We start from the raw sequence: 21,503 nt of genomic DNA, 5'->3' as shown, positions 1-21,503 counted from the left end.
TTTATCAATTAAGATATTGAATTATATGATTTAAGTTGTTTTTTAGTAGCCATATTAACAGTGTGGAGCAGTGGATGAAGTGTGAGCTGTCTCACTGTAGTGTATGCTGCATATCTGTTCACCATGCTGGAATGGAATGTTTTGCCAGCGTTTTATTCTGCCAAATGCCCTTGAGGTGTGCTTTATTGCTGTTTTTAATCATACGGTAATAATGTACTAATAAGAGTCGCATAATAAGAATTATTCATAGCGACAGGAATGACTTTATTTGCAGTAATACTGCATAGTTATTCTATGTGATTGGCGGTTGGGTTTAAAAACGCTAATAAAGAAAAGATAAAAGCCTTTAGGGGCTTGGCCTTGGCACATTCAGGCGGGGCGCTATTTATAATCTGCGGGTCGGGAATAGTCAATAAACACCATTTTGAATCATTGCACCATTGCTCGTTCATCCACGGTGCAGAGTTGGCAATGTCAGCGTTAAAAGTCTCTTCTGAACTAATATCTGCGTCATTTTTCACCCCATTTGCGGTATCATTTGTCTCTACTTTATTCCAGTCGGGTTGGGGTATTGACGATTTTTTCTCAAGGAAAGGCTATGAAGCAAATCAGATTACTTGCTCAGTACTATGTTGACCTGATGGTCAAGCTCGGGCTAGTCCGTTTTTCGCTGTTGCTTGCCTCGGCGCTGGTAGTATTGGCAATGATTGTGCAAATGGCCGTAACCATGCTGTTGCGCGGGCAGGTTGAAAGTATCGATGTAGTGCGTTCGATATTTTTCGGCCTGATCATTACTCCGTGGGCGGTTTATTTCCTCTCGGTGGTGGTCGAACAACTGGAGGAATCCCGTCAACGCCTGTCGAGGCTGGTCGATAAACTTGAAGAAATGCGTCATCGTGATTTGACACTCAACGAGCAGCTTACAGAAAATATTAACCAGCTGAACCAGGAAATTGCCGACCGTATCAAAGCCGAAGAGGCGCGACTGGCGGTAGTCGACAAACTCAAGCTGGAAATGCAGCATCGCGAGCAGGCACAAATTGAGCTTAGCCAGCAGTCAGCCTTGCTGCGCTCATTCCTCGATGCCTCACCCGATTTAGTTTACTACCGTAACGAAGATAAAGAGTTCTCTGGCTGCAACCGTGCCATGGAATTACTGACTGGATTAAGCGAAAAGCAGCTGATCGGCCTGACTCCAAATGACGTTTATTCCCCTGATATTGCAGAAAAAGTCATCGAAACCGATGAGAAAGTGTTCCGCCATAACGTGGCTCTGACCTATGAACAGTGGCTGGTTTATCCCGATGGGCGAAAAGCCTGCTTTGAGTTGCGTAAAGTTCCGTTTTACGACCGTATTGGGAAACGCCATGGCTTGATGGGCTTTGGACGAGATATAACCGAGCGTAAGCGCTATCAGGACGCGTTAGAGAATGCCAGCAGGGAAAAGACCACCTTTATCTCAACGATCAGTCATGAGCTTCGTACGCCGCTTAACGGAATCGTGGGCCTCAGCCGCATTTTGCTGGACACCGAGTTGGACAGCGAGCAGCACAATTATCTGAAAACCATCCACGTCAGCGCCATTACGCTGGGTAATATTTTCAATGACATTATCGAGATGGATAAACTCGAGCGCCGCAAGGTGCAGCTCGACAACAATCCGGTCAACTTTACCGATTTCCTCTCCGAGCTGGAAAACCTTACCGGTCTGCTGGTGCAGCCAAAGGGGCTGAAATTTGTAATGCAGCCAGATATCCCGCTGCCGCACACCGTGCTCACAGATGGCACCCGTCTGCGCCAGATCCTCTGGAACCTGATTGGCAATGCAGTGAAATTTACCCATCAGGGAGAAATTGTCGTGCGCGTCCATCATCAGGAAAACGACCAGCTGTGCTTCGAAGTACAGGATTCCGGAATGGGTATTCCGCAGGACGAGCAGGACAAGATTTTTGCCATGTACTATCAGGTCAAAGATCAGAACGGCGGTAAACCAGCGACCGGCACAGGTATTGGTCTGGCAGTTTCCAAACGACTGGCGCAGAGCATGGGTGGCGACATTCTGGTCAATAGCCGTCCAGGCAAAGGTTCGTGCTTCACCCTGACGGTCTGTGCGCCATCGCTGGATTTGCCTGAGAAAGAAATTGATGAGGATGACATCCTGCCGCTGCCGGCATTGAATATTCTGCTGGTGGAAGATATTGAACTCAACGTGATTGTTGCGCGTTCCGTTCTTGAGAAGCTGGGAAGCAGTGTCGAGGTGGCGATGACTGGCCAGGCGGCGCTGGAGATGTTCGATCCTCACGAATTTGACTTGGTACTGCTGGATATCCAGTTGCCAGATATGACCGGCCTCGACGTGGCTCGGATCCTGCGCGAAAAATATGCCGGACAGTCGCTGCCGCCATTGGTTGCACTCACTGCCAACGTGCTGAAAGATAAAAAAGAGTATCTCGAAGCGGGCATTGATGACGTGCTGAGCAAGCCTCTGTCTGTACCGGCGCTGACTGCAATGATTCAGTTGTTTTGGGATCATCAGCCAGATCACGAGCCTTCTCCAGCAGAGGGAAAACCAGGTAAGAGCAATGAAGAACTGCTTGATATCGCCATGCTTGAGCAATACATGGAATTGGTAGGGCCCGGATTAATTCATCAAAGTCTGGAGATGTTCGAGCAAATGATGCCGAGCTATCTCGAAGTGCTTGATTCCAATATGACCGCGCGTGACCAGGCAGGGATTGCCGATGAAGGGCATAAAATTAAAGGAGCCGCCGGGTCTGTGGGCCTCAAGCATTTACAACAGCTTGCACAACAAATTCAGACTCCTTCACTACCCGCGTGGTGGGATAACGTTCAGGATTGGATTGAAGAGTTGAAACTTGAATGGCGCAATGACGTTAAAACGTTGCGTGAGTGGACGACAAAAGCTGAAAAAAAATAACCCCAGCCTAAGCCGGGGTGCGCGAATACTGCGCCAACACCAGGGAAATGGGTAACCCGCGTATCGTTCTACTAAGGGTAATTATTCGCAGGCCTTGGTTAATCAGATGTATAAGTGTAATACAACTTTAGGTAATCAACATAACAAATATCAGTGAAGCTGTTACGAGAATCATTAAAAACTGTGATGTAGATTAATCTTTGTGTGTACAAAAGTTCAAGCGCTAATCTCAGTAAATTTTGGACAGGGCTATTTTAACCGCTCAATGAACTAATCATTGTGAGGTAATTTGAAGAGCGTTTGCTGATTCATAAGCCTGTTTCTGCATGGTATCCGCTGAAAAAATGTACTTTAAAAGCACAATGTATGGTTGGTGGGTTGATGCAACTTGCTGTAATAAATAACTTATCTGAAAATGGCAGACAGACTGGCAGCGATTTATAATAGACATAAAGAAATTAGCCAGGTGTGAAAAAATTTCACTTTAAAGCCTAGGTAGGAACCGGTTCCTTTCAGGCGTTATTTATTCGGCAAACAGCAAAATTTTCACCGATAACTGTCTGGTAATACAGTCAGGCTTGTTAAGTAAAAGTAAACGTTTACACGATTTTTATCCAAAATTGATAAGAAATGCAAACCAATTAGATTTGAGTTATTTCCAACTGTACTAATTGCGAAAGAAATTATTTCTATCAGGTATTATGTGTGGAAAATCGAGAATTTAAATTCGGAACTCATTGATGCGTTGGGCGTAGATACCGTATGTTAAACGGCGATAGGTTCATTTTCTGCCTATGATAGCGACAGGGTTTGCATGCAAAGAATTGCCTCAGCTTGCGCACAACGCGGCGTTGATGTGGGTATTGATAAGTTGATCGGAAGTGTCAGGGATTGTATTGAATGCGCAAGTCACTAAAAAAGACACCGTTATATAAGCCATTTTTGTGGCTTAAAAGAGCCATTATTTCCTTGCTTGGTATCTGGTTAGCCGGAATTGTATTTTTTTCGTTTTTACCTGTGCCTTTTTCAGCTGTAATGGTTGAAAGGCAGATTTCAGCTTGGTTGAGCGGTGATTTTGGTTACGTAGCTCACTCAGATTGGGTATCAATGAATGAAATTTCTTCACCTATGGCATTGGCTGTGATGGCAGGTGAAGATCAGAAGTTCCCGGAACATTGGGGATTCGACGTCGACGCCATTCAGTCCGCTTTGTCCCATAATGAGAATGATGACGCGAATATTCGTGGCGCTTCGACACTTTCGCAGCAAACTGCTAAAAATCTTTTTCTCTGGGATGGACGCAGCTATTTACGTAAAGGACTGGAGGCTGGTTTAACTGTCGGGATTGAAACCGTTTGGACTAAACGGCGAATTCTTACTGTTTATCTTAACATTGTGGAATTTGGTGACGGCGTGTTCGGCGTTGAAGAAGCGGCTCAGCATTTCTTCCATAAACCCGCCAGCCGGTTGACTGCTTCACAGGCGGCATTATTAGCTGCCGTATTGCCTAATCCACATTTGTTTAAGGTCAATGCACCTTCAGCCTATGTGCTCAGGCGCCAGCAGTGGATCCTGAGACAAATGAGTCAGCTGGGAGGCGATTCCTTCCTTGCAGAGCATAAGCTACACTGAGTGATGATTACAATCTTCAAACATTGGTACCTCTTTGACGTTAATGTTATGTAGAGGTGTTAATATTCAGAATAAGCCTAGTGCAATTGAATAAACTTGCTGTGGCCCTTGATAAATCGCTAAATTTCCGATAATTGAGAGGCTCTGTAATAATTAATTGGTCATAAGGTCTGAAGGAAAAAATTCTTCACGGCAAATAAGCATTTTGGGTTGTAATCTCTTATAAGGTGATGCAATTTTATATTGATATAGCTGGCGTGCAATTTCTCTTCCAATTTCTTCAATATGAACTTGTCATTTGCTAAATGAAGTAGGGAGTTAGCTGCCATGAATCCGAAAGGTGATGTGGAGCAAGCTCCACTCTAGTTTCAAGAAATTCAGAATACAATCAGAATGATACTGTTCATCTGTAAGAGCATATTCTTAAACTTGTTTCAGAAGCGTTTCTCTTGGTCCCCTTCTTCAAAGCTGTTACTGTTTTATAAAACCAGCATTGTTACTTTTTAAGATAAAATATTAGTTACTCTGTAGGTTTTTTTTGGTAAAAGTTGCTTAGTCTTTATAATGTAGGAATGTTTTCGGTATCCATCAGGGGGGATGTCAGTGCGTTGGTAGCTGTAGAGCCAAGGGCGGTAGCATAAGCAGACAAAATTTGCCACTGATGATTTTAACTAATCATCATAGCAACATAGGGCAGAAATGGACGATTTGCCCTGATTCTACAGGCGGGTTTTGTGGTCTTGCTGGTAAAAACAAACTAAGTAGTTATTAAGTTCAAGTATGGTCACTGCAGGGGGGTATCTTAACAAAGTAGGTTCTGCCAGAGTCGGTAAAGGTTTGGAGCTTAACCAGCAAATTTTTCAGCTTTCTGGGAGCAAAAAATGGCTAATCGTTTTAGAACCCTATTTAAGCGTTATGACTCTATTTTTGGAAGTGGCCCAACCGACTGTGGTGATCGGAAAGCGGTCTAAAATATTTATTCGAGGCGTAAGGAAACATGGTGGTTGGCTTGGCAATGAAGAATTGCTGGGCTATATCAAAAGTAATATAACCTTCGACTCTGTCTATCAGTTAACGGATCTGGCTTGCCAGCGCTGGGCAAAAGATCAGAGAATAACAATCAGGAAAATACCGCATGTCATCAGTAAATTCAAATAAGCCATCAAGTCCAGAGTCAGATGAGATAGATCTTGGACGCTTAGTTGGTGAATTAATAGATCACCGAAAATTGATTATCACTATTACCGTTGTATTTACCTTATTAGCACTTCTCTATGCAATTTTTGCCACACCTGTCTATCAAGCAAACGCTTTGGTTCAGGTTGAACAGAAAAAAGGAAATGAACTTTTAGATAATCTGAGTAAAATGTTGCCAGATTCACCTCTTTCTTCTGCACCCGAAATTGCACTTTTGCAGTCACGTATGATCCTCGGCAAAACTGTTACTGACTTCAATCTCCAAGCGGATGTCAGGCAAAAATATTTTCCTCTAATTGGTAGAGGATTAGCATCCATGCTTAAAGACAAGCCTGGTAAGATTTCTGTTACAAGACTATATCTACCAATTGTTGATGGTGAAACCCCGAGCATAACATTAACAGTCAAAGACAAAACTCATTACCATATAAAAGGGACAGATTTTGAGCTTAATGGGGAAGTAGGAACATTACTTCAGGATAAGGGCATCTCATTATTTGTTAGCGAGCTAGATGCTGCACCAGGTACTGTGTTTAGTATAGATTATTTAACAAAACTTGATGCTATTAATAACTTAGGGAATAATTTCACGGTTGCAGACCAAGGTAAAGATACGGGTGTTCTTAATTTAAACTTGGTCGGCACAGATCCCGAGCTAATTAGTCAATTGTTAGATAATATATCTGAGAATTATTTAGCACAAAATATCGCTCGCCAAGCAGCTCAAGATGCTAAAAGTTTGGATTTTTTAAATCAGCAATTGCCTAAAGTGCGAGGAGATTTAGATAACGCCGAGGATAAGTTAAATGCATATCGTCGTAAAATAAATTCTGTTGATCTCACTCTTGAAGCAAAATCGGTTTTGGAACAAATTGTCAATGTTGAGAATCAACTAAACGAACTGACATTCCGTGAGGCTGAAATATCTCAGCTTTATACTAAAGATCATCCAACATATAAGGCCCTGCTGGAAAAACGAAAGACGTTAGAAGATGAAAGAGATAAATTGAATAAAAAGGTTTCTTCAATGCCAACTGATCAGCAGGATGTGCTTCGTCTTAGCCGTGATGTTGAATCAAGTCAAGCAGTGTATATGCAGTTGCTTAATAGACAGCAAGAACTTAGTATCTCTAAATCTAGTGCCATTGGGAACGTAAGAATTATCGACTCAGCGGTCACTATGCCAGTGCCTGTAAAACCTAAAAAAGCATCAATAATAGCAGTAGGGTTAATTTTAGGTTTATTCTTGTCTGTAGGTATCGTCTTATTAAAAGTTTTCCTCCGTCGAAGTATTGAGTCTCCTGAACAATTAGAGGAAATCGGCATTAATGTTTATGCCAACATTCCTGAATCTGAGTGGTTGAACAAACGAACAGGATGGAATGACAAAAGTAGTATTAAAAATAAGAAAAACCTTTCGAGCTTCTTGGCTGTTGAGAATCCAACGGACCTTTCGGTTGAAGCAATTCGAAGTCTTCGTACCAGTCTGCATTTTGCTATGATGGAGGCGAAAAATAATATCCTTATGATATCGGGTGCTAGTCCTAACGCAGGTAAAACCTTTATAAGTAGTAATCTGGCTGCAACTCTTGGATCTTCTGGTAAAAAAGTACTATTTATTGATGCTGATATTAGACGTGGTTATGCACACAAGATATTCAGTCACGAACCTGGAACTGGTCTCTCAGACTACCTTTCAGGTAAAGCTACAATTAAAGAAGTTATTCGTCCTGTAACTATCGCAGGTTTTGATTTTATATCGCGTGGACAAATTGCACCAAATCCTGCCGAGTTATTGATGCATCCTCGCCTCGAGCAGTTGTTAGATTGGGCACAGGAAAATTATGATTTAGTGATTATCGATACCTCACCAATATTAGCTGTGACAGATGCTGCAATTGTTGGTCGCTACGTTGGAACGACATTGTTGGTAGCACGATTTGAAGTTAACTCAGTCAAAGAACTTGAAGTTAGTATTAAACGGTTTGAGCAAAGTGGGGTTCCTGTTAAAGGTTGCATTCTTAACGGTGTTGTAAGAAAAGCAAGCAGCTATTATAGCAACGGTTATAGTTATTATGGTTATTCCTATTCTAAAGATAAATAATATTTAAATTATGGGAATGTCGTTAATGATGGCATTCCCTTATAAAAATTTATTTATAATATTGATCTTTATTCATGTTGAAAGTTTTACTTTCATTAACTTCATAATTAAATATACAAAAAAATCAGTCATTCGCCGTTTTTTTATAACAAAAAAGATGCCATCTCAAGTTAATTGTGTATTTCATATGGAGTTCTGATGGAAAAAACTTACCTAATTATTTTACTGCTAATTAGTGGCGCAGCTAGTAGTGCAGAAAACATCCTCATAAATCCAATCGGTAAACCTGAACAAAAAGATTTCAGTATTCCTAAAGTTTATCTATCGAGTGTTTATGCTGGAAAAAATACTTATGGAATGCGTGCGAATGCTGTCGTTGCCGCGTTCAAAGGTAATTCCGATGGTCCATTTGACTTTCCTATTTTGGGGTTTCCTGATATTAAATCCATGGGAAGTTATTCAGACCGTGACTCTGTAACGCTATATGCAGACAACACCTCAGCGCCTTATAAATCTTGGGAGCGGATAAAAAATACTAAATTCACACCGACATCTGTAGAATCAGATAATATAGTCAGTGAAAATATCAAAGTCGGTATGATATTAGATACTGATAGTTCACCTAAATGGTCTACTTATGTAACTTCAGTGCAAAAAAATAAAATAACTACCGCTGGATGGGTTAATATTGGGAACCAGTTAATTGGAACGCCAAAAAATGGTACGGATATTATTGTTAACCCCCTTACCAAAATTTGGGCAACAAATTTTAATGTTTTTATGGATTCTAATGGCAGAGCTACTAGTGCAGTAATTCAAGAAAATGGAATGGTTAATAATAAGGTTAGCGAACCAATAACTATAAATGGGATCGATAATGTTATATTACCTCAATCTAAATTTGGTGGAACCGCTGCATTTTTGGCTAGAGGAGCTAATACAGAGTTTCTTCAGCGTTGGAAAATAGGATTCGATTCTCAAGGAAGTGATATAAATTTTCTTAGCACAGACTTAGGTGATAATACTCCTGCTCCATCTATTGGCTTTTCCGAGGCTTCTAGGGCGACTGATGGAATGGTATTCAGTGGAGCAAACGTCAATTCATCTATTACCTGGAAACACGGAGAACGTGTGATTGCATCAATTGATCCTGAGGGATTAGTTACCAGGCAAGGTTATAAAATAGCTGTAGCAAGCTCAAATATGCAGTTGTCAGATTATATAGGGCGTTATTTAATTAGTGCTCAAAATGATATAACATTGAAATTACCTGATAAAAAGAATGTTTTCCCCGGATACACATTGAAACTCACTAAGGTATCAGGTAATGGTAAGGTTGTTTTCACATCATCAGATAGTTACATAAATGGCTCGCATAGTGCTGAAGTATTAGGCGAAACATGGAACAAAGAAGCCATATTTGACGGTACTTACTGGTATGTTGAGTGATCATTTTATAGTGCATTCTTGTAAATAAACTGACAGTGAATAAAGTAATTGTTTTTGTAATTAGGAATTTTATCTCTATGAACTTAACGCTAACGGAGTGTACTAGTGGCTAGATCTAATGTTGCTCTACATTCTGCGATGAACATCAAACCGCGTACCTCAATGGCCGACTATTTACTGAGTATATTCTTATATATCAGCATAGTTTTACCCTCAGGCTCAATATTGGGTATAAATGTCAAAATTATCAGCTTGTTGTTATTTTTTTTGGGATTGCTGCTTCTGCGTCATGGAGTTATTATTCCAAAGATTATTATGTCTTTAGTGCCAATTTTTGTTTTTCTTTTTCTTGAGTTAACATTATCATTGTTTTTTCTTCAATATGATGACTCATATATGATTGCACAAGCGAAGGATATATTTGTATTCTTTTTAATGTTCTATGTTTGTATTATATTTGCTGAAAATAGAAATGGCCTTGAATCATTAATGGACAAAATCACGTCATCCATTTTTGTCGTAGGTATAATAAAGATTTTAATATTGGTTTATTCTTTTGTAACAGGTATTCAAATATCAACTGTTATCCAAAAAATAGCCGATATTTACAATGTAAGCATCATGTCTTTTGACGTTGAAGATTCATCAATCTCAAGGATAAACTTTACATCAGACTCGATAATTTTCATTTGCATTTTTTACCTCTTCATGAAAATGTTTCGTGGGAAATTTAGCAAAAAAGATATTCTTTACTTAATGGTCATATGCTTCTCTGCCCTTATTACAATGTCACGCTTTCAATGGGCAACATGCTTAGCTTCTATACTCTTTGCCGTTTTAATAAATGTCAGAAAGAAAAAGTCATTCATTGTAATGGTATTGGTTTGTGCTGCAGCAGTCTTCTCTTTATCTTTCCAATCAGTTCAGGAAATGATAACAACTCGGTTTGACCAGAAATTAGTATCCTCTTCTGATGGTGCCAGAGATCTACAAAGAGTTGGAATCGAGAAAAAAATAGATCAGTCACCTATACTTGGTAATGGAATAGGATATTACATACCAGATGTTATAAGAAGCTCTGATGCTAAATATTCATATGAACTTCAGTTATTAGCTTTAATTATGCAATTAGGAATGATTGGTTTTTTAGCTGTTATGATTATGATTTTATTACCGCTACTCAAAGCTGCTTTAGGGATGTCAATTATAACTTATTGTTGCTTTACAATTATGACTTTTGTTTGGATCTCTGGGGCATTATTTAACCCTATATTATTTTCGTCATCTGCTGGAGCAGCCATGGCAGCGTTATATGCAATTGCTAAAATTCCTTGGATGCAAAAGAGCGAAAAAATATAAGAACTTTCTAATGTGTTTTTTTAAATAAAGATTGTAGATATTGAATTTTCTTGCCAGTACGTATGATAGTTAAAATCTAAGTTTATACATATTGCTAGAAAGCAGCCACATCGCATTTGACTTTATTCATTATCTGCTTTAAATCATCCCCCTGAGAGGTGGTGATTTTTCCTGCGAGGTTATAGTCTGAAGAAAGGCCTTAGTCAGATAACTCCAGCCAACTCACCACAAGTAAGGCAACCATTGACATGAGTTTTATACATTTTGACAGGCAGTATTAGAAGTTACATAAAAACCCTATAATTTGTTCACCTCTTCTAAGGGGCCATTTTTAAAGCCATCTCTGTAAGAGGTGGCTTTTTACTTTAATGTCAAACGAGTCTTTTTTAGATTTTTTTCTTTTAAAATTCGGCGGATTTATAGGGATTCAAATACGTGAATTAAATAAAAAACTTCAATACATTGAAATAGAGAGATATATATTAATAAAGGCTACCGTACTCTTGGTGTCAGACTCTCTCAACAGTTCTCATTAGTTGAGAAACTCAGAGCGCGTTTTTTCGTTGCCGCTGCGTGCAAGGTGTTTGGGATTCATCGCAGCAGCTATAAATACTGGCGGCTGCCAAAGAAGCCTGATGCCACACGCGTGACATTAGTCAGCCTTGTTCGAGAAAGCTATCGCGAAAGTCACGGCTCCGCAGGCGCACGTAATATTGCCGTGATGATCACCACCAAAGGCGTAAAAATTGAGCCGCTGGCGGACAACAAAGCTACCGGTTGGTTGGATGCTGCTTAAAGGTAGAGCTCTGTCCATAGCCTGGTAAGCGCGAGGACAGCTCGCTAATGTGCTGTATGACTCGAATCAGGGCAGCCACTATACCAGCAGGAGTTTCAGACAGTTACTGTGGATATATCAAATAAAGCAAAGCCTGAGTCGCAGAGGAAATTGCTGGGATAATAGCCCAATGGAACGGTTCTTCAGAAGCCTGAAAACAGAGTGGATGCCGGAATGTGGGGACGAAAACTTTAACGAAGCCAGTACAGCTATAACGAATTACATAACGAGATATTACAACCAGCTCAGACTTTATCAATATAATGATGGTTTGACGCCGAATAAATCAGAACAATTGTTCTGGAAAAACTCTGAAGCCGTGGCCATTTTTTTGACCATATATGGACGCCCGGGTGTTACAAGTACTGGTTCGATACGGTTTGCGACCATATATCCGGCGTCGTTAGTGGGTTAATTTACCCGCGCAATGATGTTATCCGAGCCCTGTTTCCTTATCACTACACCGGTATATGATTACCCAGGTCAACTTCAGGCTGTTACAGGGACGGTAGCCGTTTTCTCATCAGTGCCTGCAAACTCAGTTAAATAAGTTTCTGTAAATTGCTGTTTTTAGCTAATTCATCGCAACGGCCTTCTGCATATTAAAATCAACCCCATCGGTCAGCACACGCCAGATAATTCTCGTCAGTTTATTCGCCAGTGCAACCGTGGTTTTCAGGAACCCCCGACGAGCTTCAAGCCTTTGCAGCCAAAGACCCAGGTTGTCATCACGTTTTTTCACGCAGCGCATCACCGAGCGCGCGCCATGGATGACTAATGTTCTCAGGCTGCGATTGCCGTTTTTGGTCACAGAGGATAACCTTTGTTTTCCTCCTGAACTGTGCTGCCGGGGGACTAAGCCGCACCATGCGGATAATTCTCTGCCGTTGGAGAACTGTACTGCATCCACTTCACCGATAAATGCTGCAGCGGTAAGCGGGCCAACACCAGGGATCGTTAATAGATGGCGATAAGCTGTTTGTTGTGAAGACAATGCAGCAATTTCTTTATCCAGATAGGTGGCGCGTTCACTGAGCGCCTGCATATCCTCCCGCAATGAAGAAAGCAATCGGCGAAGCGTGAAAGTTAAATCGTTAGATGCATCTGCAATAAGTTCAGGTAGCTGCTGCTTGAGACGCTGGATCCCAACTGGAAGAATGAGGCCATTTTCAGCGAGCAGAGAACGAAGCTGGTTAACCAGCGCGGTTCTCTGCTCAACCATCAGTTGACGGGTATTCCGCAGCGCTTTGATATCCTGCTGTTCCGTGGTTTTGACCGGAACAAAGTGGATACCCGGGCGGCATGCTGTTTCACAAATTGCCAGAGCATCGTTTGCATCGTTCTTTTGGCTTCTGACAAATGCTTTCACATGCTGCGCGGGTATAAGCCTTACGCTATACCCTATAGAACTGAGGGTTCGCCCCCAGAAATGTGAGGTTGAACAAGCCTCCATTTCGATTAAAGTACCCGGCTCAAACTGGCGAAGAGTATCCAGCAATTTCTGACGTGATATTTTTCTGTTCCAGGCAACGGAACCATCAACCATCCAAACACATACCTGAAAAACAGATTTGGCAATATCGATACCAACAACTCTGATCGTGTTCATGTGGTGTTACTCCCAGATTAATTCAGTCAGTAAAAGTATGGCACTGACTACGTTAGAAAGGGGCGTCCATCACATCACTACATTATCATCCCATAAGCGCAGCAACATTATCCAATTGCTCAATGTTGCTGCGCATGCCTATCCCATCGTTACTCACTTATTTAACGTAAGTAAATGCCGTAGTGACGTGCTTAACCCCGCTGACGGCTGCCGCAAGTTTGGCCGCTGCCTGACCTTGCTGCTGCGTGACCAGTCCCAACAAGAATACTTCGCCGTTCTCGGTGGTGACTTTCACATTGGAGGATTTCACCTGATCGCTGGTTAACAGCTGCGAACGTATTTTTGTGGTGATCCAGGTATCTCCCGAAGCAGTCCCCAAACTCACAGGAGTGCCGAGACGGATTTCATTATAAACGTCCGTTGCGCCATCGACTTTCATTGCAATCTGTTTGGCATTGTTGGCCATGTCTGTAGTGGGCGCCTGGCCTGTCAGCAGCACTTTGCCTGAATACGCGGTAACGATAATGCGCGCTTTGTCTTTCAAATCCTTGTTGGCACTAATTGCGTTGGAAACGCGAGCCTCTAACGTGCTGTCATCAACCTGGGTTCCCACCGTGCGCGGGTCGGTGCCCGTTTTGGTTGCTACGCCTGCCGCTCCGACAACCGCAGCGGCAACACAGCCTTGTAACAATAGGGCGCTAAGCACTACAGCAAAGAGGTAACTTGCCTTCATTGGATCTCCTTAATCGTCCTGGTGTGGAAATAGCGTGTTATCTATCAAGTCACAGAGGCAATTAACGGTAAGCATGTGCATTTCCTGGATACGCGCGCTACGATGAGAAGGGATGCGGATCTCAACGTCATGCGTACCGAGTAGTCCTGCCAGCTCGCCGCCGTCATAGCCAGTAAGAGCAACAATGGTCATATCCCGTGTCACAGCAGCTTCTACTGCTTTGACAATATCACGACTGTTACCACGAGTCGAAATCGCCAAAAGTACGTCACCTGCCTGACCTAAGGCCCTAACCTGCTTGGCATAAATCTCTTCATGCAGGCGATCGTTGGCGATTGCGGTTAAAACCACGGTATCTGCAGAGAGTGAGATTGCAGGAAGGCTAGGACGTTCAGTCTCAAAACGATTTATCAGACAAGCGGCAAAATGCTGGGCGTTTGCTGCCGAGGTTCCGTTCCCGCAGCAAAGGATTTTATTGCCGTTCAGCAGCGATTGCACCAGCGTCATCGCGGCTCTGGAAATCGCATCTGGCAGCGCTTCTGCTGCTGCTATTTGAGTTTGGATACTTTCGGTAAAGCAGGCTTTGATTCTTTCCAGCACGTTATTTTCTCGTCAGTCAAATGTGTTGGCACGCCGGGGAAGCGCCGGTGCGTGTCCATCAGTCTTGGTACTATCCTTGCGCATTGAATGCATCTGGCAGCCATTCTATCTGGCAACCCGTGATGGCTAAAACATCAAAACGGCAAGATGATGTGTCAAAGCTTGCATCGTGTTGCGCAAGCCAGAAGGCCGCAGCACGCAACAGGCGCTGCTGTTTGGGGTATGTCACACTGGCCGCCGCACCGCCGAAGTTGGCATTGCGGCGATATCTAACCTCGACAAATACCCAAGTTTGCTTATCTCGCATGATGAGATCCAACTCACCGGCACGGCAGGATACGTTTGCTGCTATAAAGCTCAGCCCCGCCCGTTCGAGATAACGTCTGGCCAACGCCTCATAGCTTGCGCCAATCTGGCGGCGAGTCGGTTTATCAGTATTCATTGTACGTCCTTGTACCCGATACCCTAAGCGTTAATGCCGCAGCGGCGTCGAGCACCAACCGCAGCATTAAAATTCAGAATATTGATGCAAAGACTATGATGATACAGGAACTAAAGTGCCCTGACGGTATTGTAACCAAGGTAGCTGGCGATGTATCACACAATTGCTGTTTGCAGACAGATTACCGGTGGTGCCGGAAAGCTGGAAGCCAGACAATTGGCGGATTTGAGCAAAATGATTCGCCAAATTATAAGCATCAATTCCCATCGCGTAGAGCCGCACCAGAGAGTAATCATTATTAAACTTGCTGGTTGCCTGCTGCATTAGTCCCGGATTGGCACCGGCCAGCAACGGAATATCGCTGAACTGCAAGCCTTCCATTTCCAGGCGGTAATCCGGACCTGCTCCGGCCTGATAGCTGCGCGAGCTGGCATAGAGTGACGGTTTCACGCGGGTATTGATAGACAAATCAATCATTGGCTTGATCAGAGTGAGCTGATCCTGCGCGGCGACGATATAAATAGCGTCTATAGTGCCCGAACCGTCTGTAGAGCCGGCGGTAACTTGAGCATCGCTCGGCGGCGAAGGGATGGTAATTCCACCGATAGTCACGCCAGCTGGCTGGGCTGGAGCCGCGTTCGCCAAAGTAATTGGCGTGCCGCTCAGACGCAGACCGCCACCTCGGCTCACCTGTTGTTTGAGGTCGGCATAAGAACCGATAGTCTGTTTCAACACGGTTTGGCCGCCTTGCTTTTGCCACTCATCGGCAAAGGCCTGCGCGATACGATCGCCAAAGTCACCGGCTGGAACCATCAACAGTGGCATTTGCTTATGCTGGCCAAAGATATGGCGCGCGGCGTCACGTGCTTCATCTTCAGGAGATAGCGCAAAATAGCAGATATTCGGGCTATTGGTTTCGGTTGTTGGCTGGTTAAGTGCCAACACGTTCAGTGAGGTTTGAGCCGAGGTCAGGGAAGTCACCTGATCTTTGAGCAGTGGACCGACAGCCAGCGTCGCGCCGTCTTGCTTGGCCTGAGCCAGCAGGGCAGGCAGCGGTTGACTGTTGGTATCATACACTTTGACCGTTGCTGAAGGCATTGATTGAACCGGAGCCGGCGCGGCTGGGGCAGCAGCGGGAACGGCGGCGGGTGCAGTCGTCGGTGTGCCTTGTGCTGCCGTCACGTCGGGTGCTGAAGTGCTCACTGCGGCATTAGGGTCGGCTGGTGTCGCGCCTGGCGTCACAGCTGTAGCAGGGGCTGCGGCAGGTTGTGCAGGCTGAGCCGGTGCAGCGCCGTTAGCCTGGCCGTTTACCGCCGCGTTGAAACCTTGCTCAATGGCGTTACCGTAGACCTGCGCAGCACCGCTTAACGGCAGCAGCAGGGCGATGGTTTCCGTTGAACCTGGTTTGAAGTTAATGACGTTGTTAAGTGCGGTTGGCAAGGTTTTAGCCGCCGGATTGTAAGGATAGCGCTTCTGCCAGTCCTGAATGCCGGCTTTCAGCAAGTTTGGATCCTGTTTATTGGTCTGCCACAAATTAAGCAGGTCCAGCCATCCTTGCAGCACATTCTCATTGGCATTGATGACGATGGCGTTAACGTCCTGGGTTGAAAGCTGAGTGAGCGCCAACCAGGTTGCATCGATATTATCCTGATGCTCTTTGCCCTGTAACAGCGGCTCTTGTGCAATATAGGCACGCAACAGCGGCAGGCTGGCACGGCCCTGACTCGACGTAATCAAAGCTTTGTAGTAGCGAGATTTCTGATCGGCCGAGAGGGTATCGACGTCAAGCTTGCCCAGAGTGATGCTGGCTGACTGATTATTTTTCTGCGCGATCATTAACTCGGCACTAAGAAGCTGTTGCTCTGTTTGCTGGGCATTGGTCAGGCCCTGCTGAGGCAGCTGACTGAACTGAGACGCGGCTTCAGGAACACGGTTTTCACGTAACAGGGCATGAATCGCAAGTAATTGCCAGTTAGCCTTGTTATCATCACTGCTCTGCTGCGCCTGTTTCAAATAGTAGTCGGCGCTGCCGGTGCCCGCATCCTGTACGCTTTCTTTTGGCGTCTGCGGAGCCTGGCTCGAACAACTGGCAAGTAACATCGCCACGATAATTGCAGGGATCAAACGCCCCGTGCGGGTACGAAAAGTAGTTGAGGAAGGCATGCTGTTTCCAGTGATGTTTTTTTCAAGATGCTCAATATTAAATCGGCAATCCGGATGAAACAATGAATCAACACGATCAAGCAGATATTTCTGCATCAACGCTGTATGTGGTACCGACTCCAATCGGCAATTTGGGAGACATCACGCAGCGTGCTTTAGCCGTGTTGAGCAGTGTGGATTTGATTGCTGCCGAGGATACGCGGCATACCGGATTGCTGCTGCAGCACTTCGCTATCAGTGCAAAAATGTATCCTCTACATGACCATAACGAGCAGCAAAAAGCTGACCATCTTTTGTCAAAACTTCAGGCTGGTCAAAGTATTGCGTTAGTTTCTGATGCCGGAACTCCTTTGATTAACGATCCGGGTTATCACTTGGTTCGTCGCTGTCGCGAAGCTGGCATTCGTGTGGTGCCATTGCCGGGAGCCTGTGCGGCAATAGCTGCTCTTAGCGCTGCCGGTTTGCCGTCGGACCGTTTTTGTTATGAAGGTTTTTTGCCGGCCAAAACAAAATCACGCAAAGACACTCTTCAGGCGCTGATTGAAGAGACTCGCACCATGATTTTCTATGAATCGACTCACCGCTTGCTGGAAAGCCTTCAGGATATGGTCACTGTGTGGGGGCCGCAGCGTTATGTGGTGCTGGCTCGTGAGATAACCAAGACCTGGGAGTCAATCCACGGTGCACCAGTGGGTGAGCTGCTGGCCTGGGTGCAGGAAGACGAAGTCCGCAAGCGTGGCGAAATGGTGTTAATCGTGGAAGGGCATACCCCTGACAGCGAGGCGCTTCCGGCTGAAGCTTTGCGAACGCTGGCGCTGCTGCAAAAGGAATTGCCGCTGAAGAAGGCTGCTGCACTTGCCGCCGAGATCCACGGCGTGAAGAAAAATCAGCTTTATCGTTATGCGCTGGAAAAGCAGGGCGACGAGGCGGGTGAAGAGGATGAAGAGTAAGGATTGACCAATAGGTTGGCTTATCGTCACATCTGCCCTATACATCGGCGCGCGAACCCCCTATAATCCGCGCCGGAGTTGACCAGACAGTCGCCGCTTCATTGCCGTCCCTTTCGGGGGAGACAGATGAAGGGGAGGAAAGTCCGGGCTCCATAGGGCAGGGTGCCAGGTAACGCCTGGGAGGCGCAAGCCTACGACTAGTGCAACAGAGAGCAAACCGCCGATGGCCCGCGCAAGTGGGATCAGGTAAGGGTGAAAGGGTGCGGTAAGAGCGCACCGCGCGGCTGGCAACAGTCCGTGGCACGGTAAACTCCACCCGGAGCAAGGCCAAATAGGGGTTCACATGGTACGGCCCGTACTGAACCCGGGTAGGCTGCTTGAGCCAGTGAGCGATTGCTGGCCTAGATGAATGACTGTCCACGACAGAACCCGGCTTAACGGTCAACTCCACTCCATTAAAAACCCCGCTTCGGCGGGGTTTTGTCTTTTCTGAAGCACGGCAAGATGAATGACTGTCCACGACCCTCTCTATGAAAGGAGGGCGGCTTAACGGTCAACGCCACGCCATTAAACACCCCGCTTCGGCGGGGTTTTGTCTTTCTGAAGCACAGTAAGATGAATGACTGTCCACGACCCTCTCTATGAAAGGAGGGCGGCTTAACGGTCAACGCCACGCCATTAAAAACTCCGTCTCGGCGGGGTTTTGTCTTTTTATTCGTTATCAGACCGGTAAATCGATCAGCAGCGCCTGCAATGTCGTGCGGGCAGTCACGGTGAGAATATTTTCCTGATGAATAAACGCGCCGTCGCCGCATACCAGATTCTGTTCGGCGTGAGTGTCACCGCCCTGAACCTCTATCTGTCCGTGAATGGACTGGAGATAAGCGCGCGGGCCGTTGATTTTAAATTCCAGCATCTCGCCTGCTTCAAGACTGATGTGATGAATCCACACTTGCTGGCGGAGCTGTAGGCTATCATTTTCGCCATTCGGAGAAGCCAGGAGGAAATGATCTTGCTCACCGAGCGCAATTTTCTGAATCAGCGGATTTTCATGTTCCGGGCATGCATCAAGCCAAAGCTGCATGCGGGTCAGCGGTTTGTTCTGACTCGGATTGTGCTCGCTGTAACTGACATTTGGTTGGGTAGACAACAGGGCCGCTTCGCCTGCACTCACCAACACGCAGTTGCCTTCACTGTCGCGATACTCGGCATCGCCCTGTAACACCAGATTCAGCACGTCAACGCGGGGATAAGTGCGTGGCTGGAAGCTGGCACCCGGTGCCAGCACTTCCTGGTTTAGGACGCGCAGCGAGGCATAGCCCATCAGCGTCGGGTCAAAATAGTGTCCAAAGGAAAAAGTGTAACGTGCCTGAAGCCAACCAAAGTCTGCTTTCCCGCACTCTTGCGCTGCTCTGCTTTTAATCATAGCCGTTGGCTCAGTTAAAAAAATCGATAGATAAATGGTAAGCGTCTGGACGCGTGATTGTTAGCCAGTTAATCTGGTCGCTATATTCAAATTTCCTGACAGAGAAAAACAATGGCCAAGGACCGAGCGTTAACTCTTGAAGCACTGAGAGTTATGGATGCGATTGATCGCCGTGGAAGCTTTGCCGCCGCAGCGGATGAACTCGGGCGTGTCCCTTCTGCACTGAGTTATACCATGCAAAAGCTCGAGGAAGAGTTGGATGTGGTGCTATTTGACCGTTCAGGGCATCGTACCAAATTCACCAACGTTGGCCGGATGTTGTTAGAGCGTGGCCGCGTGCTGCTTGAAGCGGCCGATAAGTTGACGGTTGACGCAGAGGCGCTGGCCCGCGGTTGGGAAACGCACATTACTATCGTCTGCGAGGCTTTGGCTCCGGCAGCTCAGCTGTTTCCGCTAATCGAAAAGCTCGCGCTAAAAGCCAATACTCAGGTCTCGCTGATTACCGAAGTGCTGGCGGGAGCGTGGGAAAGGCTGGAAAATGGCCGTGCGGACATCGTTATCGCGCCGGACATGCATTTCCGCTCTTCTTCTGAAATCAACAGTCGCAAACTTTACAAGCTGATGAGTGTTTATGTTGCCGCACCGGACCACCCGATTCATTTGGAGGCTGAGCCGCTTTCTGAGGTGAGCCGAGTGAAATATCGCGGGATTGCGGTGGCAGATACTGCCCGCGAGCGCCCGGTATTGACCGTGCAATTACTTGATAAACAACAGCGTTTGACGGTCAGTAGCCTGCCGGAAAAACGCCTCGCGCTGTTGGCGGGTTTGGGCGTTGCAACCATGCCTTATCCGATGGTCGAACAGGATATCGCCGAGGGTCGCCTGCGGGTCGTTAGCGCGGAATACAATCGCGAGGCGGATATCATTATGGCCTGGCGTCGCGACAGTATGGGCGAAGCCAAGGCCTGGTTCTTGCGAGAGATCCCTAGACTGCTGGCAACCCGTTAGTCTTCACGAGCTCCAAATCGGATATCACGTCCGTGTTCGGCCTCGAGATCCTGTGCTGGCCCGGTCGAGATGATGCCGTAAGGGTTGATGGTGGCGTGACTGCGATAGTAGTGATTGCGGATGTGCGCCATATCAACGGTTTCGGCAATGCCCGGCATCTGGTAGATATCGCGCAGGAAGCCGTAGAGGTTGGGATAGTCACTGATACGATAGCGGTCGCATTTGAAATGAGTGACATATACTGGGTCAAAACGAATCAGCGTGGTCCATAAGCGTAAATCGGCTTCGGTCAGCTGATTTCCGGTGAGGTAACGCTGTTTCTCAAGCATTGCCTCTGCCTTCTCGAGGGCAGAAAATACCCCTTCCACCGCCTCGTCATAGGCTTCCTGACTGGTAGCAAATCCGGCTTTGTACACACCGTTGTTAATCTGCGGGTAGATCCATTCATTCACTTCATCAATCTTTGAACGCAAAGCATCGGGATAATAATCACCGGCACGGGCGCCAACAGCATCAAAAGCATTGTTGAAGATGCGCATGATATCGGCAGATTCATTGCTGACGATGGTTTGTTGCTGCTTGTCCCACAGAATTGGCACAGTGACGCGGCCTGTATAGTCATTCTGCGCGCGCAAATATATCTCGTAGGCATAGTTCAGATGATAAAGATCGTCGCCGGTTGTCGCAGGGAAATCAGTGGCGAAGGTCCAGCCATTTTCGAGCATTAAAGGATGAACTACGGAAACCGTTATCAGCTTCTCAAGTCCTTTAAGCGTGCGCATCACCAGAGTTCGGTGCGCCCACGGGCAAGCCAGAGAAACATAGAGATGGTAGCGATCTTTCTGGGCGGTAAAACCTCCAACGCCGTGAGGACCGGGTTGACCGTCCGCAGTGATCCAGTTGCGAAACTGCGATGTTGAACGTTTGAAATGCCCGCCGGTTGACTTGGTGTCGTACCAGATGTCATGCCATTTACCTTCGACCAGCTGTCCCATGGTGGTTCTCCCGTTTATTCCTGCTTTTAAAAACGACAGGAATATTCAAACCGTTAATGTGAA

The 21,503-nt window shown here is 45.7% G+C and carries 16 protein-coding genes, 1 other RNA gene and 1 pseudogene; 10 read left to right on the top strand and 8 right to left on the bottom strand.

The genetic code is table 11. The annotated features are described in order from the left end of the window. Window positions 1-287 precede the first annotated feature (287 nt). Window positions 288-521 (bottom strand): hypothetical protein, encoded by a 234-nt coding sequence (locus tag AB3G37_RS21940; RefSeq protein ID WP_369789089.1) that lies wholly within the window; start codon window positions 519-521, stop codon window positions 288-290. Window positions 522-598: 77 nt separating this feature from the next. On the opposite strand from AB3G37_RS21940, the gene arcB reads away from it, so the two are divergent. From arcB to AB3G37_RS21905, 7 genes and pseudogenes are all read left to right on the top strand, one after another. Further along, window positions 599-2,938, top strand: coding sequence for an aerobic respiration two-component sensor histidine kinase ArcB (arcB, locus tag AB3G37_RS21935; RefSeq protein WP_369789088.1), 2,340 nt, complete (start codon window positions 599-601; stop codon window positions 2,936-2,938). 900 nt (window positions 2,939-3,838) lie between these two features. After that, window positions 3,839-4,570: a monofunctional biosynthetic peptidoglycan transglycosylase gene (gene mtgA / locus AB3G37_RS21930; RefSeq protein ID WP_009634850.1), complete on the top strand. Its 732-nt coding sequence runs from the start codon at window positions 3,839-3,841 to the stop codon at window positions 4,568-4,570. 780 nt (window positions 4,571-5,350) lie between these two features. Beyond that, entirely contained in the window at window positions 5,351-5,728 is a 378-nt protein-coding gene (locus tag AB3G37_RS21925) for a hypothetical protein (protein WP_369789087.1), read from the top strand. Beyond that, window positions 5,706-7,871 (top strand): polysaccharide biosynthesis tyrosine autokinase, encoded by a 2,166-nt coding sequence (locus AB3G37_RS21920; RefSeq protein WP_369789086.1) that lies wholly within the window; start codon window positions 5,706-5,708, stop codon window positions 7,869-7,871. The genes AB3G37_RS21925 and AB3G37_RS21920 overlap by 23 nt, the downstream gene beginning before the upstream one ends. Window positions 7,872-8,069: 198 nt before the next feature. After that, window positions 8,070-9,320 (top strand): hypothetical protein, encoded by a 1,251-nt coding sequence (locus AB3G37_RS21915; RefSeq protein WP_369789085.1) that lies wholly within the window; start codon window positions 8,070-8,072, stop codon window positions 9,318-9,320. Window positions 9,321-9,425: 105 nt separating this feature from the next. After that, the gene (locus tag AB3G37_RS21910) at window positions 9,426-10,679 is read left to right on the top strand and encodes an O-antigen ligase family protein (protein WP_369789084.1); all 1,254 of its coding nucleotides are present in this window, start codon (window positions 9,426-9,428) and stop codon (window positions 10,677-10,679) included. Window positions 10,680-11,104: 425 nt separating this feature from the next. Continuing rightward, window positions 11,105-11,845: pseudogene (locus AB3G37_RS21905) on the top strand (integrase core domain-containing protein); the annotation flags it as partial. A gap of 243 nt (window positions 11,846-12,088) precedes the next feature. Here the strand turns inward: AB3G37_RS21905 and AB3G37_RS21900 are convergent. The 5 genes from AB3G37_RS21900 to AB3G37_RS21880 form a co-directional block, all read right to left on the bottom strand. Then, entirely contained in the window at window positions 12,089-13,123 is a 1,035-nt protein-coding gene (locus AB3G37_RS21900) for an IS110 family transposase (RefSeq protein ID WP_369789083.1), read from the bottom strand. Window positions 13,124-13,280: 157 nt separating this feature from the next. Continuing rightward, window positions 13,281-13,856, bottom strand: a complete 576-nt coding sequence (gene dolP / locus AB3G37_RS21895) for a division/outer membrane stress-associated lipid-binding lipoprotein (RefSeq protein WP_369789082.1) — start codon at window positions 13,854-13,856, stop codon at window positions 13,281-13,283. 9 nt (window positions 13,857-13,865) lie between these two features. After that, window positions 13,866-14,456 (bottom strand): DnaA initiator-associating protein DiaA, encoded by a 591-nt coding sequence (diaA, locus tag AB3G37_RS21890; RefSeq protein ID WP_009634845.1) that lies wholly within the window; start codon window positions 14,454-14,456, stop codon window positions 13,866-13,868. Between the two features lie 70 nt (window positions 14,457-14,526). Beyond that, window positions 14,527-14,898: a YraN family protein gene (locus tag AB3G37_RS21885; protein WP_009634844.1), complete on the bottom strand. Its 372-nt coding sequence runs from the start codon at window positions 14,896-14,898 to the stop codon at window positions 14,527-14,529. A gap of 93 nt (window positions 14,899-14,991) precedes the next feature. After that, window positions 14,992-17,061 (bottom strand): penicillin-binding protein activator, encoded by a 2,070-nt coding sequence (locus AB3G37_RS21880; RefSeq protein WP_369789081.1) that lies wholly within the window; start codon window positions 17,059-17,061, stop codon window positions 14,992-14,994. Window positions 17,062-17,123: 62 nt separating this feature from the next. Between AB3G37_RS21880 and rsmI the strand changes: the two genes are divergently transcribed. After that, the gene (rsmI, locus tag AB3G37_RS21875; RefSeq protein ID WP_369789080.1) at window positions 17,124-18,011 is read left to right on the top strand and encodes a 16S rRNA (cytidine(1402)-2'-O)-methyltransferase; all 888 of its coding nucleotides are present in this window, start codon (window positions 17,124-17,126) and stop codon (window positions 18,009-18,011) included. 74 nt (window positions 18,012-18,085) lie between these two features. Further along, window positions 18,086-18,464, top strand: an RNA gene (rnpB, locus tag AB3G37_RS21870) — RNase P RNA component class A. A gap of 268 nt (window positions 18,465-18,732) precedes the next feature. On the opposite strand, the gene AB3G37_RS21865 is transcribed toward rnpB, so the two are convergent. After that, window positions 18,733-19,437, bottom strand: a complete 705-nt coding sequence (locus tag AB3G37_RS21865) for a pirin family protein (RefSeq protein WP_369789079.1) — start codon at window positions 19,435-19,437, stop codon at window positions 18,733-18,735. 111 nt (window positions 19,438-19,548) lie between these two features. Here AB3G37_RS21865 and AB3G37_RS21860 point away from each other — a divergent pair, with 111 nt between their 5' ends. Beyond that, window positions 19,549-20,445, top strand: a complete 897-nt coding sequence (locus AB3G37_RS21860; protein ID WP_009634840.1) for a LysR family transcriptional regulator — start codon at window positions 19,549-19,551, stop codon at window positions 20,443-20,445. Here AB3G37_RS21860 and AB3G37_RS21855 read toward each other — a convergent pair. Continuing rightward, the gene (locus tag AB3G37_RS21855; RefSeq protein WP_369789078.1) at window positions 20,442-21,440 is read right to left on the bottom strand and encodes a glutathione S-transferase family protein; all 999 of its coding nucleotides are present in this window, start codon (window positions 21,438-21,440) and stop codon (window positions 20,442-20,444) included. The two genes, AB3G37_RS21860 and AB3G37_RS21855, sit on opposite strands and share 4 nt — an antisense overlap. Between the last annotated feature and the right edge of the window lie 63 nt (window positions 21,441-21,503).

This window comes from Rouxiella sp. WC2420 (assembly GCF_041200025.1).
Lineage (GTDB): Bacteria > Pseudomonadota > Gammaproteobacteria > Enterobacterales > Enterobacteriaceae > Rouxiella.
Note: the sequence above shows the minus strand (reverse complement) of the source record. Positions and strands in the feature narration are given on the sequence as shown.

Excerpts from the sequence above, each read along its gene's own strand:
- AB3G37_RS21920 (WP_369789086.1), top strand. The coding sequence starts at position 5,706 with ATGTCATCAGTAAATTCAAATAAGCCATCAAGTCCAGAGTCAGATGAG.
- AB3G37_RS21885 (WP_009634844.1), bottom strand. The coding sequence starts at position 14,898 with ATGAATACTGATAAACCGACTCGCCGCCAGATTGGCGCAAGCTATGAG.
- AB3G37_RS21865 (WP_369789079.1), bottom strand. The coding sequence starts at position 19,437 with ATGATTAAAAGCAGAGCAGCGCAAGAGTGCGGGAAAGCAGACTTTGGT.
- AB3G37_RS21925 (WP_369789087.1), top strand. The coding sequence starts at position 5,351 with ATGGTCACTGCAGGGGGGTATCTTAACAAAGTAGGTTCTGCCAGAGTC.
- AB3G37_RS21860 (WP_009634840.1), top strand. The coding sequence starts at position 19,549 with ATGGCCAAGGACCGAGCGTTAACTCTTGAAGCACTGAGAGTTATGGAT.
- AB3G37_RS21880 (WP_369789081.1), bottom strand. The coding sequence starts at position 17,061 with ATGCCTTCCTCAACTACTTTTCGTACCCGCACGGGGCGTTTGATCCCT.
- arcB (WP_369789088.1), top strand. The coding sequence starts at position 599 with ATGAAGCAAATCAGATTACTTGCTCAGTACTATGTTGACCTGATGGTC.
- dolP (WP_369789082.1), bottom strand. The coding sequence starts at position 13,856 with ATGAAGGCAAGTTACCTCTTTGCTGTAGTGCTTAGCGCCCTATTGTTA.
- AB3G37_RS21855 (WP_369789078.1), bottom strand. The coding sequence starts at position 21,440 with ATGGGACAGCTGGTCGAAGGTAAATGGCATGACATCTGGTACGACACC.
- rsmI (WP_369789080.1), top strand. The coding sequence starts at position 17,124 with ATGAATCAACACGATCAAGCAGATATTTCTGCATCAACGCTGTATGTG.
- AB3G37_RS21915 (WP_369789085.1), top strand. The coding sequence starts at position 8,070 with ATGGAAAAAACTTACCTAATTATTTTACTGCTAATTAGTGGCGCAGCT.
- AB3G37_RS21900 (WP_369789083.1), bottom strand. The coding sequence starts at position 13,123 with ATGAACACGATCAGAGTTGTTGGTATCGATATTGCCAAATCTGTTTTT.
- mtgA (WP_009634850.1), top strand. The coding sequence starts at position 3,839 with ATGCGCAAGTCACTAAAAAAGACACCGTTATATAAGCCATTTTTGTGG.